15 protein-coding genes are annotated in these 14,902 nt (G+C 64.3%); 9 read left to right on the top strand and 6 right to left on the bottom strand.

What is annotated here, in order from left to right:
* Nucleotides 1–252: 252 nt before the first annotated feature.
* The 6 genes from ffh to trmD all read left to right on the top strand — a co-directional run bounded on the left by ffh (nt 253) and on the right by trmD (nt 5,773).
* Nucleotides 253–1,893 (top strand): signal recognition particle protein, encoded by a 1,641-nt coding sequence (gene ffh, locus GFD25_RS10090; RefSeq protein ID WP_163232459.1) that lies wholly within the window; start codon nt 253–255, stop codon nt 1,891–1,893.
* A gap of 75 nt (nt 1,894–1,968) precedes the next feature.
* Nucleotides 1,969–3,117, top strand: coding sequence for an endonuclease/exonuclease/phosphatase family protein (locus GFD25_RS10085; RefSeq protein ID WP_239512536.1), 1,149 nt, complete (start codon nt 1,969–1,971; stop codon nt 3,115–3,117).
* A 285-nt stretch (nt 3,118–3,402) separates the two neighbouring features.
* The gene (gene rpsP, locus GFD25_RS10080) at nt 3,403–3,849 is read left to right on the top strand and encodes a 30S ribosomal protein S16 (RefSeq protein ID WP_163232457.1); all 447 of its coding nucleotides are present in this window, start codon (nt 3,403–3,405) and stop codon (nt 3,847–3,849) included.
* Between the two features lie 2 nt (nt 3,850–3,851).
* Nucleotides 3,852–4,085 (top strand): RNA-binding protein, encoded by a 234-nt coding sequence (locus GFD25_RS10075; protein ID WP_094729693.1) that lies wholly within the window; start codon nt 3,852–3,854, stop codon nt 4,083–4,085.
* A gap of 8 nt (nt 4,086–4,093) precedes the next feature.
* On the top strand, nt 4,094–4,696 hold the full coding sequence (gene rimM, locus GFD25_RS10070) for a ribosome maturation factor RimM (RefSeq protein ID WP_163232455.1): 603 nt from the start codon (nt 4,094–4,096) through the stop codon (nt 4,694–4,696).
* A 144-nt stretch (nt 4,697–4,840) separates the two neighbouring features.
* A complete protein-coding gene (trmD, locus tag GFD25_RS10065) occupies nt 4,841–5,773 on the top strand; it encodes a tRNA (guanosine(37)-N1)-methyltransferase TrmD (protein WP_163232453.1) in 933 nt (310 codons plus the stop codon).
* A 220-nt stretch (nt 5,774–5,993) separates the two neighbouring features.
* Here the strand turns inward: trmD and GFD25_RS10060 are convergent, their stop codons facing one another.
* The 4 genes from GFD25_RS10060 to rpmB form a co-directional block, all read right to left on the bottom strand.
* Nucleotides 5,994–6,596, bottom strand: a complete 603-nt coding sequence (locus tag GFD25_RS10060) for a nitroreductase family protein (protein ID WP_163232450.1) — start codon at nt 6,594–6,596, stop codon at nt 5,994–5,996.
* Nucleotides 6,597–6,758: 162 nt separating this feature from the next.
* Nucleotides 6,759–7,367, bottom strand: a complete 609-nt coding sequence (gene rsmD, locus GFD25_RS10055) for a 16S rRNA (guanine(966)-N(2))-methyltransferase RsmD (RefSeq protein WP_163232448.1) — start codon at nt 7,365–7,367, stop codon at nt 6,759–6,761.
* A gap of 99 nt (nt 7,368–7,466) precedes the next feature.
* Nucleotides 7,467–9,953 (bottom strand): ATP-dependent DNA helicase RecG, encoded by a 2,487-nt coding sequence (locus GFD25_RS10050; protein ID WP_163232446.1) that lies wholly within the window; start codon nt 9,951–9,953, stop codon nt 7,467–7,469.
* 136 nt (nt 9,954–10,089) lie between these two features.
* Entirely contained in the window at nt 10,090–10,284 is a 195-nt protein-coding gene (gene rpmB / locus GFD25_RS10045; RefSeq protein ID WP_163232444.1) for a 50S ribosomal protein L28, read from the bottom strand.
* Nucleotides 10,285–10,545: 261 nt separating this feature from the next.
* Here rpmB and GFD25_RS10040 point away from each other — a divergent pair, with 261 nt between their 5' ends.
* The gene (locus GFD25_RS10040) at nt 10,546–11,628 is read left to right on the top strand and encodes a PfkB family carbohydrate kinase (protein WP_163232443.1); all 1,083 of its coding nucleotides are present in this window, start codon (nt 10,546–10,548) and stop codon (nt 11,626–11,628) included.
* A gap of 185 nt (nt 11,629–11,813) precedes the next feature.
* The gene (locus GFD25_RS10035) at nt 11,814–13,109 is read left to right on the top strand and encodes an MFS transporter (protein WP_163232441.1); all 1,296 of its coding nucleotides are present in this window, start codon (nt 11,814–11,816) and stop codon (nt 13,107–13,109) included.
* Nucleotides 13,110–13,377: 268 nt separating this feature from the next.
* On the opposite strand, the gene GFD25_RS10030 is transcribed toward GFD25_RS10035, so the two are convergent.
* Nucleotides 13,378–13,773 carry an HIT family protein gene (locus GFD25_RS10030; RefSeq protein WP_163232439.1) on the bottom strand — a complete coding sequence of 132 codons (396 nt, stop codon included), beginning with the start codon at nt 13,771–13,773 and terminating at the stop codon, nt 13,378–13,380.
* A gap of 154 nt (nt 13,774–13,927) precedes the next feature.
* Here GFD25_RS10030 and GFD25_RS10025 point away from each other — a divergent pair, with 154 nt between their 5' ends.
* Nucleotides 13,928–14,293: a VOC family protein gene (locus tag GFD25_RS10025; RefSeq protein ID WP_163232437.1), complete on the top strand. Its 366-nt coding sequence runs from the start codon at nt 13,928–13,930 to the stop codon at nt 14,291–14,293.
* Nucleotides 14,294–14,343: 50 nt separating this feature from the next.
* On the opposite strand, the gene GFD25_RS10020 is transcribed toward GFD25_RS10025, so the two are convergent.
* Nucleotides 14,344–14,892 (bottom strand): GNAT family N-acetyltransferase, encoded by a 549-nt coding sequence (locus GFD25_RS10020; RefSeq protein WP_204314873.1) that lies wholly within the window; start codon nt 14,890–14,892, stop codon nt 14,344–14,346.
* Between the last annotated feature and the right edge of the window lie 10 nt (nt 14,893–14,902).

The following is a 14,902-nucleotide window of genomic DNA, read 5'->3' as shown; positions in this document are numbered from 1 at the left end:
GGGTGGTGTCCGACGGCATTTCAAAACAGCATGAGCATTCCAAAAAACCACGGATTATTTGCCCTTCCATGGTACCGAAAGGCCCCGATTCGACGTTGCGTTCTGGGCTGAATCGTCCGGATGACGGATTCCCCGCGAATGTCCGGTTTTCGAAGGTCCACGGATCGGATGGCAGGCCAAGTGGCACGTGAGCCGCGGCCCGCGCGGCCGGCCTCCTCGTTTTCCCCCGCCACGGCTAGACTGGTGCCCACTATGGCAGCATTTAGTTCTTTGACAGACCGTCTCTCGAATGCGTTCAAGCATTTGAAGAGCAAGGGCAAGCTTTCCGAGGCCGATATCGACGGCACGATCCGCGAGATCCGCCGCGCGCTGCTCGACGCCGATGTGGCGCTCGACGTGGTGCGTTCCTTCACCGCGCGCGTTCGCGAGCGCGCGCTGGGCACCGAGGTGTCCGACGCGCTCAACCCGGCGCAGCAGGTGGTCAAGATCGTCAATGACGAGCTGACCGACATCCTCGGCGCGGGCGTGGACCGTCCGCTCAACTTCGCGAAGAACCCGCCGACGATCATCATGCTCGCCGGCCTGCAGGGCGCCGGCAAGACCACGCTCGCCGGCAAGCTCGGCTACTGGCTCAAGGACGCCGGTCACACGCCGCTTCTGGTCGCGGCCGATCTGCAGCGTCCGAACGCGGTGACGCAGCTGCAGGTGGTGGGCGAGCGCGCCGGCGTGCCGGTGTACGCGCCGGAAAAGGGCGTGCAGTCCGACGGCGGCGACGCGGTGTCGGCTCCGGGACAGACCACCGGCGACCCGGTGAAGGTCGCCCGCGATTCGATCGAGTTCGCCAAGCAGAAGCTGTACGACACGGTGATCATCGATACCGCCGGCCGTCTCGGCGTGGACGAGGAGCTCATGAAGCAGGCGCGCGACATCCGCGACGCCGTGCAGCCGAACGAGATCCTGTTCGTGATCGACGCGATGATCGGCCAGGACGCGGTCAAGACCGCGAAGGCTTTCGACGAGGGCGTGGATTTCACCGGCGTGGTGCTGTCCAAGCTCGATGGCGACGCCCGCGGCGGTGCGGCCCTGTCGGTCGCTTCCGTGACCGGCAAGCCGATCCTGTTCGCCTCGAACGGCGAAGGTCTCAAGGACTTCGAGGTCTTCCACCCGGACCGCATGGCCTCGCGCATCCTCGACATGGGCGATATCCTCACGCTCATCGAGCAGGCGCAGAAGCAGTTCGACGAGGACAAGGCGCGTGAGGCCGCGGCCAAGATGGCCGAGGGCGAGTTCGGCCTGGACGATTTCCTCGAGCAGCTGCAGCAGGTGCGCAAGCTCGGTTCGATGAAGTCGCTGCTCGGCATGATTCCGGGCATGGCCGCGCACCGCAAGGAACTGGAGCAGTTCGACGAGCGCGAGATCGACCGCACCGAGGCGATCATCCGCTCGATGACACCGGCCGAACGCCGCAATCCGAAGATCATCGACGGTTCGCGCCGTGCCCGCATCGCATACGGCTCCGGCAACACGGTGTCCGCGGTGAACGCGCTGCTGCAGCGCTTCGAGCAGGCCGCGAAGATGATGAAGCGCATGTCGAGCAAGGCCGGCATGGGCGGCATTCCCGGTTTCGGCGGCCCTGCGATGGGCGGCGGCAAGAAGAACGCGAAGAAGAACAAGAAGAAGGGCAAGTCCGGCAACCCGATGAAGCGCGAGGCCGAGGAAAAGGCGTTACGCGACCGTCTGTCCGGCAAGTCCGGCGGCACGTCGGGCGGTTCGGCGTTCGCGAAGAAGCCGCAGAATCCGGCGCTTCCGGCCGGCCTGCAGGATGCGCTGGGCGCCAACGGCGGCGAGCTTCCGCCGAACTTCGGCGGCGGCCTGTCCGGTCTGCTCGGCTGACGTCGCGCTCACATGATCCGGCCCCCGTTTCGGGGGCCTTCCTGTATGTCCGTATGATGATTGTTCCCTGCCGGCATGGCAGGGACGGCAAAGGAGACTTCCTTCATGTTCTGGTTCCTGTGGATCGTGCTGCTGGTATGCGTCGCGTGGGCCGCGCTCGCCGCGGTGCCGGCCGGCGCGGACGCGCACATGCCGTTGCCGTATCTGATCGCATTGGTGCCGCTGCTGTGGCCGGTGCCGCTGGCCGTCGCCGTCGCCGCGATCGTCATGCACGAATGGGGTCTGATGTGCGGCGCCGTGGCGGCCGGCCTGGTCACGCAGCTGTACGGCGCGGCCTATTGGACGAACTACAGCCCGGAGGATCTGTCCGCGTCGATCGTCGCCGCGTTCGCCAAGACCGCGTCATCCCGTTCGGGCGAGAACTCCAGTGCGGCGACATCCCGCGACGCGCGACGTGAAACACTTCGTGAAACAACCGATACCAGCAATGAGACCGCCGAGGACGTGCTCGCCCAGCAACGAACGCCGTCGTCGAACGCCACGCTCACCGTCATGACGCTCAACTGCCGTTACGGCCGCGCCAACGCGAAGGAGATCGTCGGAGCGGTCCTCGCCCGCAACGTCTCCGTGCTCGCCCTGCAGGAGCTCACGCCGGAACTGGTCGACGACCTCAATCGCAACGGCCTCGACGCGCTGCTGCCCTACCGCCAGCTCGGCGACAACAAGGAAAGCGACAACGGCGGGTTCAACGGCATCTGGATCCGCGTCGAGCCGCAGGCATCGCAGGCCTCGGCCGTCGCCATTCCCGCGGCCGACGTACCGTCCATCACGATCCCCGTCGATTCGCTGCACGACATCACGTTCGCATCGGCGCATCCGAAATCCCCGATGCGCGGCACGCACGACTGGTCGGCCGGCATCATCGGACTGGGCGAGCTCGCGGACGCGACCAAACGGCATGATCACGACTTCGCCGTCGTGCTCGGCGACCTCAATTCAAGCCCATACCATCCGAGTTTCCGCAAGCTGCTGGCCGCAGGATTCACCGATGCGAATCTCTCCGTGGCGCAGGGTCCGCGGTACACGTTCCCTCGTTGGACGCGCTGGCCGCGCCTGATCCTGGACCATGTCCTCGCCACGCCCGGCATACGGTTCACGTCCGTCGAGTCCTTCGAGATCGCGGACACCGACCATCTCGCGCTGTCCGCGACCCTGTCCATCTGACCGTTCCCGACAGGAGCCCAGCGGCCGGCCCGGAAACGCACGCGCGGGGCCCGCGGCAGTACACGACCGCCTCTTAACCACGATCACGAACGCCCCTTGACCGCGGTCCGCAGCCGGTCAAGGCGACACGCCGAGGAAATCCACCCCCGCGCGCTATAATAGCCCGGTTATTCATGGTGGGCGGTGCCCTCTACTCCCGCTTGCCGTGAGGAACGCGTGGGCTCGGCGAGCTGTGCCCCACACTGCAAACCGAAACCACAACTCTAGTTAACAAGGAGAGCCATTTTGGCAACCAAGATTCGTCTGAAGCGCATGGGTAAGAAGTTCTACGCGTTCTACCGCGTGGTCATCATGGATTCGCGCACCAAGCGCGACGGCCGTGCCATCGAGGAGATCGGTACCTACAACCCGAACACCCAGCCTTCGACCATCGAGATCAATTCCGAGCGCGCCCAGTACTGGCTCGGCGTCGGCGCCCAGCCGACCGAGCAGGTGCTCAACCTGCTGAAGATCACCGGCGACTGGCAGAAGTTCAAGGGCCTTGACGGTGCCGAAGGCACCCTGAAGACCGTTGAAGCCGGCCCGGATGCCGCCGCCCGCGTTGAGGCCGTCGAAGCTCAGGCCCAGAAGCTCAAGGCCGCCAAGTCCGAGGCCGACGCGAAGGCCAAGGCCGAGGCCGAAGCCGCCGCTGCCGCCGAGGAAGCCCCGGCCGAGGAAGCGCAGGCTGAGTGATCATGCTCGCGCAGGCTGTGGAACACCTCATCAAGAACATCGTTGATTTTCCCGACGATGTTTCGGTCAAGTCCCATGAGAATCCGCGCGGCGAACTGCTTCGCGTGCGCGTGAATCCCGAGGACATCGGCCGCGTGATCGGCCGTAACGGCCGCACGGCGAACGCGATCCGCACCGTGATCCAGGCTCTGTCCGATCACAAGGTGCGCGTCGACATCATGGACGTGCGCAGGTGAACCCCAACGTGGTGCGAGAAGAATTCTCAGACGACCCTCAGCAGCTCGAACTGCTGAGGGTCTGTCGTATCGGCCGCGCTCAGGGGCTCAAAGGCGAAGTCAACGTCTACAGCTTCACGGACGAACCGGAGTACCGGTTCGCTCCCGGTTCCGTGCTGTACTCGCGCGATGGCGAGACCGAGTACATCGTGGAACGTTCCCGCTCGTTCAAGAATCGTTGGATCCTCAAGCTCGAAGGCGTCGAGACCCGTGAGGCTTCGGAGGCGCTCAACGGCGTCGAACTGTTCGGCGAGGCCGACGACCCGGACGACATGCTCGAGGAGGACGCCTGGTATCCGAAGGACCTGATCGGGCTGGAGGTCCGATTGGCCGAGGACAACGGGCTTGGACTGCCGGCCGGTCAGGTGGTCGGCAAGGTCGTGGACGTGCTCGACGGCTTCCAGTCGCTGCTCAAGGTCCGACTGGCGAATCCGGTGCGCGATCCCGAAACCGGCGAAGTGACCGAGAACTCGGCGCTCGTGCCGTTCGTGGACGAGCTGGTGCCCGACATCGATTTGGACGAGCGGTATCTGACGATCGATCCGCCCGGCGGACTGATCCCCGGTCTGTGATCCTTTCCGCTCCTCTCGTGGCGGTCTCCATCCAGCCGGCGGTCGCGTCGTGCGTGGCGGAAAACGCTCGCTGACAGCCATGTCAGCGAGCGTTTTCCGCCACTCGGCACGGTCTCGACAGCCCTCACGCTAGGCTAGTGGTTCATGAAGATCGATATCGTTTCCGTGTTCCCGGAGTATTTTGACGTGCTGAACCTGTCGCTGTTCGGCAAGGCGCAGGCCAAGGGGCTGGTGGAGGTCCACGCCCGTAACCTGCGCGATTGGACGCATGACGTGCATCATTCGGTGGACGATACCCCGGTCGGAGGCGGCGCCGGCATGGTGATGAAGCCCGAAGTGTGGGCCGAGTGCCTGGACGATCTGTTGGGCCTTGCGCCGGCCGCCGTCAGCATCGACGACCCTACGGCGTCCGATGCGACCGTCATGACGGACGATGCGTCACGAATCGCGGTCACGGCCGATGACGGTGTCGTTCCGTCCCGCGAATCCGAGTCAGGCGACGAATCCACGCCAGCCGATCACGGCAACCGTCCCGTCCTCATCTTCCCCAATCCTTCCGCGCCGCTGTTCACGCAGCGCGACGCCACCGAACTGAGCCACGCCGGCCATCTGCTGTTCGGCTGCGGCCGTTACGAGGGCTATGACGCCCGTATTCCGCAGTATTACCGTGCGCAGGGCGTGGACGTGCGCGAGTATTCGATCGGCGACTATGTCCTGAACGGCGGCGAAGTGGCCGTGTCGGTGATGCTGGAGGCGATCACGCGCCTGCTGCCCGGGTTCATGGGCAACGCCGACTCCATCGTCGAGGAATCCTATACCGGCGACAACGCCTTGCTGGAGCACCGCCAGTACACGAAGCCGGCCGAATGGCGCGGCATCCGCGTGCCGGACATTCTGTTGTCCGGCGATCACGGCAAGGTCGACCGGTTCCGCCGCGACGAGGCGATCGCCCGCACGAACGAGATCCGCCCGGACCTGATCGAGCAGCTGGATTGCAAGGCGCTTGACAAGGCCGACCGCAAGACGCTGATGGCGCTCGGCTGGGAGGTCTCGGGCGCGCATCCGCGGCGCAAGTAGCGGCAAACAAGCAAAGACGTCACTATGTTCGAGCGAACGCGATGCCGGCTCGAACATAGTGACGTTTCAAGTGCCGTAACCGTCACTATGTTCGAGTCGATGTCGTTATCGCTCGAACATAGTGACGGGCAGAAGCGGTCGGTGACGGTCTGAAGCGGTCAGTGACGACCAGCGACGACCGGAGATGGTCGGATGCGACCACCGACCAGCCACGAATAGCTTACAGGCCGAAGACCTTGACACGGGCGTCGGCCGGCTGCTTGTCGACCGGGCCGGCCGGCTGGGCGACGGTGCCGAACGGCATCTGGGCCTGCAGCTTCCAGCTGGCCGGCAGACCGAACTCGGCGGCGACGGCCTCGTCGATCAGCGGGTTGTAGTGCTGCAGGGACGCGCCGAGGCCCTGCTCGGACAGGGCGGTCCACACGGCGAGCTGCAGCATGCCGGCGGCGTCGCGCGCGAAGCCCGGGAAGTTGGCGGCGTAGGCCGGAATGTTCTCCTGAAGCTTCTTGGTCACGTCGGTGTCGTCGTAGAACAGGACGGTGCCGTGGCCGGCGGCGAAGGAGTTGACCTTGGCCTCGGTGGCCTTGAAGGCCTCCTCGTCGTTGACGATCGGACGCAGGGTTTCCTTGACGATGTCCCACAGCTTCTGGTTGGCGTCGCCGAACAGCACGACGGCGCGCTGCGGCTGGGAGTTGAAGGCGCTCGGCACGGCGACGGTCACGTCTTCGACCAGCTTGACGATCTCCTGATCGCTGATCGGCGATTCGCTGGTCAGCGCGTACTGCGAGCGACGGGCCTGCAGGTCCTCGACAAAGTTCGACATGATGGTTCCTTTCGGTGCGATGTTTCGTTCTTCGATATATCTCGATTCGACATCTCGATTAGAGATATACCATCCGAATATCACGATACGAGGTATCACCGGAACGTCACGCCGTTTTCGCTGAAAGTGAAATTGACCGACCCGAGATCACCGGTCCTAGGGTCATTCGCCATCGATCGCGGGAACCACGGCCTCCAGATAAAACACCGCCGTCTCGCCATAGTCGCGCCGCTCGCCGATCTCCCAGCCTGCCGGCATGGTCGGCTCATCGGATCTGGCGGACCGTTCCAGCACGATGACCGTGCGCTCCCCCGCCATGCCGGAGTCCACCAGATCGGACAACAGTCGCTCGCACGCCTCGGTTTCGAACGCATACGGCGGGTCGATGAAGATCACGTCAAAAGCATGGGCGACTACAGACCCGGAGATCGCCGGAGCCGCATACTTCTCGGCTTTGGCCTTGATGACCCGCGCGACCATATCCGATTCCCACGCCCGATGATGCTTGAGCACGGTCAGCGTCTTCGCGATCAACGCCGCGGCCGGACCGTTCGCTTCGACCGCAATCAGTTCGCGCGCGCCACGGCTCAACGCCTCTATGCCAAGCGCGCCGGTACCGGCGAACAGGTCAAGCACCCGCGCGTCATCAAGCACGCCCCACGAGTCAAGCCGCGAGAATATCGCCTCCTTGGTGCGGTCGGTGGTGGGCCGGGTGCCGGTTTTCGGCGTGGTCAGAGCCACGCCCTTGAATCGTCCAGAAATCACACGCATAGGCCCTACTGTAGCGGTCGGCCTATGCACCGACCTTCCAACCCGACCATGTCATTCGGCCGAAACGACAACCCGCGTCACGCCTATGTCACGACATCATCACGACGAGGTCAGGAACGTCTCGTTGCCGCGAGTGAAATCGAGCACCGCGCCCGCAAGCTGTACGTCGCCGCTCAGATCGGGATCGTCGGACAACAGACGATCCGCGCGTTCGCGCGCGTCGGCGATCATGCCCGCGTCCTTGACCACGCGCAGCAGCTTGAGGCTTGACTTGCCGCCCGACTGCGCATCGCCGAGCACGTCTCCCGCGCCGCGGAACTCGAGATCGGCCTGCGCGATCTCGGCACCGTCCAGAGACCCTTGGATGACCTGCAGACGCTGTTCGGCCGGAGAGCCCGACTCGGCGCGCGAGATCAGGAACGCCCACGAGTTGGTTCCGCCGCGGCCCACACGACCGCGCAGCTGATGCAGCTGGGACAGTCCGTACCGGTCGGCGTCGAAGATCACGATGCAGCTGGCCTGCGGCACGTCCACACCGACCTCGATCACCGTCGTGGCAACGAGAATCGGCGTCCTGCCGCTCGCGAAATCGGCCATCACCCGGGCTTTCGCCTCATCATCGTCGCGTCCGGTCAGCGTCGCGAATTCGACACCGGCGAACTGCGGCAGTCCGGCAAGCCGTGCGGCGATCTCCGTCACCGAATGCAGCGGCGGACGTTGCGGCCGTTCATCGTCGCCCGTCCCCGCGTCGGAACGATCGTACACATCCATTTCGGAACCGCCGGACACCGACGAATCCACATCGTCGGCATCGGAATCCGCGTCGATGCGCGGGCAGACCACGTACGCCCGCTCCCCCGCGTCGATGCGCTGGCGGATGTGCGCGAACATGCTGCCCATCGTGCGACCGTCGGACTCAGGCACAATGAACGTGCGGATCGGCTTGCGGCCGCCCGGCAGCTCCGTGAGCCAAGAGATGTCAAGGTCGCCGAACCATGTCATCGCGGCCGTGCGCGGGATCGGCGTCGCGGTCATGACCAGCAGGTGCGGGGCCTTGTCGGCCTTGCCGCGCAGCGATTCGCGCTGTTCGACGCCGAACCGGTGCTGCTCGTCGATGACTGCGAGCGCGAGGTTCGGCGCCTGGAAGGTCTTGGAGAATGCGGCATGCGTGGCGACGATGATGCACGGCTGGCCGCTGGCGGCCGCGGCGAGCGCACGGCGGCGCACAGCGAGTTTCATGCCGCCGGTCAGCAGGATCACCCGGATGGCGTCGCCGTCGTCCGACGCATGCAGTCCGCCCACCATCTTCTCGATCGTGGCGACGTGCTGTTCGGCGAGCACCTGCGTGGGCGCGACGAGCACGGCCTGATGCCCGGATCCGACCGCCTGCAGCATGGCGGCGAGCGCGACGACGGTTTTGCCGGAGCCGACTTCGCCTTGCAGCAGCCGTTGCATCGGCGTGTCTCGCGACATGTCGGCGGCGATGTCGTCGATCATCTCGCGCTGGCCGTTCGTCAGATCGAACGGCAGCGAGGCGATGAACGCGTCGCGCAACGCGGTGTCCGGGCAGGATTCGGCCGCGGCATGATGCGCGTGCCGTCGCGCCTGAAGGAGCGCGGTCTGGCAGACGAACGCCTCCTCGTAGCGCAGCGTGTCGATGGCGCGGGCGAAGTCCTTGGTGGAATCCGGGTTATGGATCGCCGCGAACGCTTCGGCTCGGTGCATGAGGCGTTTCGCCGTGCGCACCGGCTCGGGAAGGATGTCGGGGATGGCTTGCGCGAGTCGCGCGGTCTCAATCGCGCTGCCTCCCGTGTGGGTTGCGTCGGATGCGGCCATGCCATTGACAGACAGGCCATCGACAAACAGGCCCTCGGCGGACACGGAGCCGCCGGGAGTACCGCCGGACGCCGCGGCGGCCGCGTCATCACCGTCCTGCGCCAGCATGCGCAGGAATCCCAGGATCGACTCGTGGATGTGTTCGCTGGAGATGCGCGAGGTCGCGTGGTACACCGGCCGAGGGCGGCAGACGCGCCGCAGTCCGGCCTCGACCGTATCCGCGTCATATTTGAGCGATGACGTCACGGGAACGAACATCGCATCGTCGCCGCCGAATTCGTCGTCCGTCGTCGGACCGGGCGCGACGGTCAGGATTTCGGGATGCGTGAACTGCAGCTGGCCGCCGTATTCGCTCGGCATGCCGCAGACCACCACGGTCGCACCGGCTCGCAGACGCATGCCGAGCCAGTCGACGTACTGCTTCTTGTAGGAGAAGAACGTGAGCGGTGCCACCGCGCCCGCCACGTTCCGGGTTCGGGCGAAATCGGAGTCGTCGGCGAGCGCTTCGAGTCGGTAGCCGCGTCTGGCGTTCATCGGCACGACGCGCAGGGATCGGATCACCGCCGCGAACGCCATGGACTCCCCCGCACGGGCCTCACGCAATGCGCGCAGCGGCACCGGGTCGGTCACGCGGAACGGATAATAGGTCAGCGCGTCTCCGATCGAGACGATGCCCAGCGATTTGAGCGCACCGGCACGCCGCTTGTTCGTCATCAACGACGAAACCGGGGTGTTCAGGGTAATGCTCATAACGCTCCATTGTGTCGGGGCAAGCGGACTTTCACAGCGGGAGGCGTCTCCCGCGACAGCGCCCGCGCACCGCCTGCGATATGAAAAACCCCGGCGGTCTTGCGACTACCGGGGTTTAAGCTTGCTATCTCGCGATTCACGCGGCCACACGCTGAACCTTGCCAGCCTTGAGGCACTTGACGCACACGCGCAGACGGACGTTCTGGCCGTCAACGGTGGTGCGAACCGGCTGCAGGTTCGGACGGAAGGTGCGCTTATTGCGGATATGTGAGTGCGAAACGGTGTAACCGGTCTGCGGTCCCTTGCCGCACACTGCGCAACGAGCTGCCATAATGGACTCCCTATAATGTTCTTTGACTTGCAAGTCTTGCGTTCGCACCACACGTTTTACCGCACGGCGGAACACACAACTTCACTACTATAGCGCACAGCCGCGGACAACGCAAAATGCGAGGGCCGCCGCCGGCATCGCCGCGCATGGCCGCCCCACGAAACTTCGCACAATCATACCCAGTACCTATTGCCGCTTTCAGCAAACGTCCATAAACTTGCTATACAACGTGACTAATTACGGTCAGTCAAGGAGGATGCCATGATCAGTCGCATCGGCGAACGACTCGCACAGGCCCAGGATCACCATGCCGACGCCGCCGGCCATTCGGTGATTTCGCTCGGCCATGTCTGGGTGGACATCATGATGGACGTCGACGGATTCCCGAAAACCGGAGGATTCGCCGTATCCGACCACACCAACGCGACGGTCGGGGGCAGCTATCGCGTGATGCAGGCGGCCGCGCGCATGGGCGTGCACGCCGCGCATGCCGGCATCATCGGCACCGGACCGTGGGCGACGATCGTGCGCAAGGCCTTGGACGACAACGGCATCGCGCATATCGGGCAGGACCGGCTCGACACCGATTCCGGATTCCGTCTCGTACTGTCCGACGAGGAGCATCGCAAAACCTACATCGCCACCTATGGCGCCGAGGCGCAGGGCGACGGCACGACGTTCGACTGCGTGGAGCCGCAGCCCGGCGACGTGGTCCACATCAGCGGCAACACGCTGATGGATCACACGGCCGCCGGCGTGGACGAATTCATGCACCGCGCCGGCTCCGACCCGGCGACGCGCGGATATGCCATCGTGCTCAATCCGACCAACACGCTGTCGCTCGTCAACGACCATCTGCTGGAGGATCTGGTGCTGGCGCGGCCGATCTGGTCGTGCAACCGACAGGAGGCGAACACGCTGGCCGACCGTCTGGGCATCCTGCGCGACGACGACATGCTGATGACCGTGGGCGGCGGCTTCGACCGGTCGATGGCCGAACTGTGCCAGGCGCTCGGCGAAACGCTGCGTGCGCCGCTGGTCGTGCGCGCCGGATCGCGCGGCGCGTGGGTGCGCACGCCGGGAGGCGAGGTCGCGCACGTGGAGGGACATCCGGTCAAGGCGACGCATACGCGTTCGGCCGGGGCGCCGCATACCGGAACGCTGTGCGCGATGCTGGCGCGCGGCTGGTCGCTGACCGATGCGGTGCGCATCGCCAACGCGGCCGCATCACTGGCGATCCGGGATTCGGTCAACGGCGTGCCGGTGTGCCCGTCCTACGAGGACACGATCGCGCTGGCCGACGGCGACGCGGACGCCGACGAGAGCATACCCGAACGGAAGTGACGCCCCCTCCGGCGACCACGTTCGGCAGCCGATAGCATGGCGCCGCATGATGCCGGACAACGCATCGTCCGGCATCATGCGGGCGCCTTATCCGCCAGTCACAATTCACCCGCCGTTCATTTCCATCCCCGATCGTCATCGGCTCGTCACCGTACCATGGAAGATGGTTATGAACAGGAGCTTGTATGTCTGAACGCACCACCGGCGCCGCGGACGCCACGTCCGTCGCGCCGAGCGCATCCGCGAAACTCACCCCGCACGAGAAAAAATGGATCGTCTATGACGTCGGCAATTCGGCGTTCGTGCTGCTGAGCACGGCCGTCGTCCCCATCTACGCGAGTTCGCTGATGCCCGAGGACGGCAACATCGTGTCGGCGTGGGGCTACGCGCAGACGATCGCATCGCTGGTCATCGCGCTGCTCATGCCGCTGCTCGGCTCGATCGCCGACGTGCAGGGCATGAAGATCAAGTTCTTCCTCGGATTCTTCGGCACGGGCGTGGTCATGTGCTGCGCGATGGCGCTGCCGCTGACGTGGCTGCCGTTCCTGATCGTGTACGTGCTCGCGACGATCGGCCTGAACGGCTCGCTCACGTTCTACGATTCGATGCTCATCGACACGACGTCGAACGAACGCATGGACAAGGTGTCGTCGCACGGCTACGGCTGGGGGTATGTCGGCTCGACGGTGCCGTTCATCGCGTGCATCGCGCTGATCTTCGGCGGCCCGTCGCTGTTCGGCTGGTCGACGGTCGCCTGCACGCGGGCGAGTTTCGTCATCACGGCCGTATGGTGGGTGGCGTTCACGATCCCGCTGCTGACCAGCTACCGGCAGGTGCACTACCGCGCGACCCGAGAGCATACGCGCGAGGCGATCCACGGCACGTTCGCCGAACTGGGCGGCACGTTGCGCAAGCTCGTGAAGAACAAGCCGCTGTGGATGTTCATGATCGCGTTCTTCTTTTACATCGACGCCGTGAACACGGTGATTTCGATGAGCACGTCGTACGGCACGCAGCTCGGCATCGACTCGACGCAGCTGGTCGTGGCGCTGCTGGTGACGCAGTTCGTCGCGTTCCCGTGCGCCATCCTGTACGGCCGCATGGCCGGCCGGTTCGGATGCAAGCCGATGATCGTGGCCGCGGTCATCGCGTACATGTGCATCGTGTTCTTCGCCGCGTTCTTCCTGCGCTCGGCCGTGCAGTTCTGGATCCTCGCGATTCTCGTGGGCATGTTCCAAGGCGGCATCCAGGCGCTGTCGCGCTCGTACTACGGCAAGATCATCCCCAAGGAGCACGCCAACGAGTACTACGGCCTGTACGACATCTTCGGCAAGACCGCCTCGATCCTCGGCACGTTCCTCGTGGCGACCACCACGTCGCTGACCGGTAACGCCTCCCTCGGCGTCCTCTCGATCGCGATCCTCCTCGTCGTCGCACTCGTGTTTCTCACCCTCCAGAAGGACCCGACCAAGACGGCCTGACGGGGCCGCCCAAGCAAGCCGGATTGGTTGGCCGTTGGGCAGCCCGTTCGGACTCGAATATCAGCTTTCCGCAAACTGTGAGGCAGATTATCACCGCCGCAGAGGTCTTTTCGCAAATCTTGAGGCAGCATATCGATTCGCATCCGCACCGCCGACCACGTTCGGGGGTATATATCGGCCGTCTCCCTGGCATACGCTGCCTCAGAGATCACAGAAAGACCCCTGCACGTTCCGCAATCTGCCTCATGGTTTGAAGAAAGGCGTCGCCTTACCGCATTCGACGCCACGCGGCGTCCAGCGATATCGCGCGGCCGGGCAGTTTCGGCCAAGTGTCCAGGCCATCGCCGCGCGAACGGGCCAGCAGATGCACATGGAAATGGAACACCGACTGGTCGTCCTCGAACGAGGTGTTGAGCAGGTCGACGCCGTCGAACCCGCAGTCAGCTACCATATGCCGGGCGACGCGCTGCGTCAGTTCGGCCACCGCGCGCAGGGATTCCGTGTCGCAGTCGATGATGTTGACCGCGTGTCGCTTCGGAACGACGAGCAGATGGTAATCGACCTGATCGTCGGTCGACACGAAGCACATCGCCAGATCGGACTGCGCGACCAGACGGCACGGCGCCTCGCCGCGCACGATATCGCAGAACACACATTCACCCATATGCCGATTATATGGGTGGCGTGTATGCGCGCGCGGCCCGTGGTATTGGTATCGCGCCGCCGACCGAACAGCCCGGTGGCTGCCGACGACTACACTGAGAACGTGACGGAGCCGTAGGAATGTCAACGGTTCGCATCACACCAAGGAGGTTGTCATGATCGATCATGTCGGATTGTTCGTCAAGGACGCGAACGAGCGCTCGGGCTTCTACGAGCAGTTGCTCAAGCCGCTGGGCTACGTGAAGAAATGCGAGTTCCCGGGCGCGGTGTGCTTTGCGAACGACGAGGACGGCGACAGCGTATGGCTGGAGTCGCCGAAGGACGGCAACCCGGTCGTGCCGACGCATCTGGCATTCCACGCGGCCGACGAGGATGCGGTGAAGGCGTTCCATGCGGCCGGCCTTGCGGCGGGCGGCGTCGACAACGGCCAGCCCGGTCCGCGCCCGAACTACAGCCCGACCTATTACGCCGCGTTCATCCACGACCCGGACGGCAACAACATCGAAGCCTGCCTGCAGTAGCGGTGCATCGGCTGTGGTGGGTGAGGCGACACTCCCACCACAGCAGCAAGTCACATTCGTTGAAACTCTTCGTTCAGTATCGCGTATTCCAGCTCATCTTCCCAATGCGTGCCGGCAGCACCCACATATTTCACCTTTTGAACGTAATGGGCCTCTTTGCGTAAACCGCATTTCTCCATCACCTTCCATGAGCCGATATTATTCGGATGACAAAGCGCGCACACGCGATGAACCTGCATTACATCGAAGCAATATTTGAGCAATGATTTGGTGATTTCCGTGGCATACCCCTTGCCCCATTCAGATCGCACGAGCAGCCAGCCAAGCATCGCGGTATCACTTTCATAATCCATATGGATTCGCGCCCGCCCAATTTTTCGCGAATCGGATTTCGCGATCACCGCCATCTCATAATTCGTCTGCGGCCGCGCATCCCAGTCGGACACCACCTGCCGCACATGATCCCGAATCCCTTCATCCGTCAAACAACCGCACGGCATATACATCATGATCTCTGGGTCGCCGTACAGCGCGGAGATGATATCCTCATCGTCAAGCGTGAACGGGCGCATCATAAGACGCTGGGTTTCTATCATCATTCTCGATCTT

Source organism: Bifidobacterium aerophilum (assembly GCF_010667685.1).
Taxonomy (GTDB): domain Bacteria; phylum Actinomycetota; class Actinomycetes; order Actinomycetales; family Bifidobacteriaceae; genus Bifidobacterium; species Bifidobacterium aerophilum.
The sequence above is the reverse complement of the archived record's forward strand: the minus strand, read 5'-3'. Positions and strand labels throughout refer to the sequence as shown.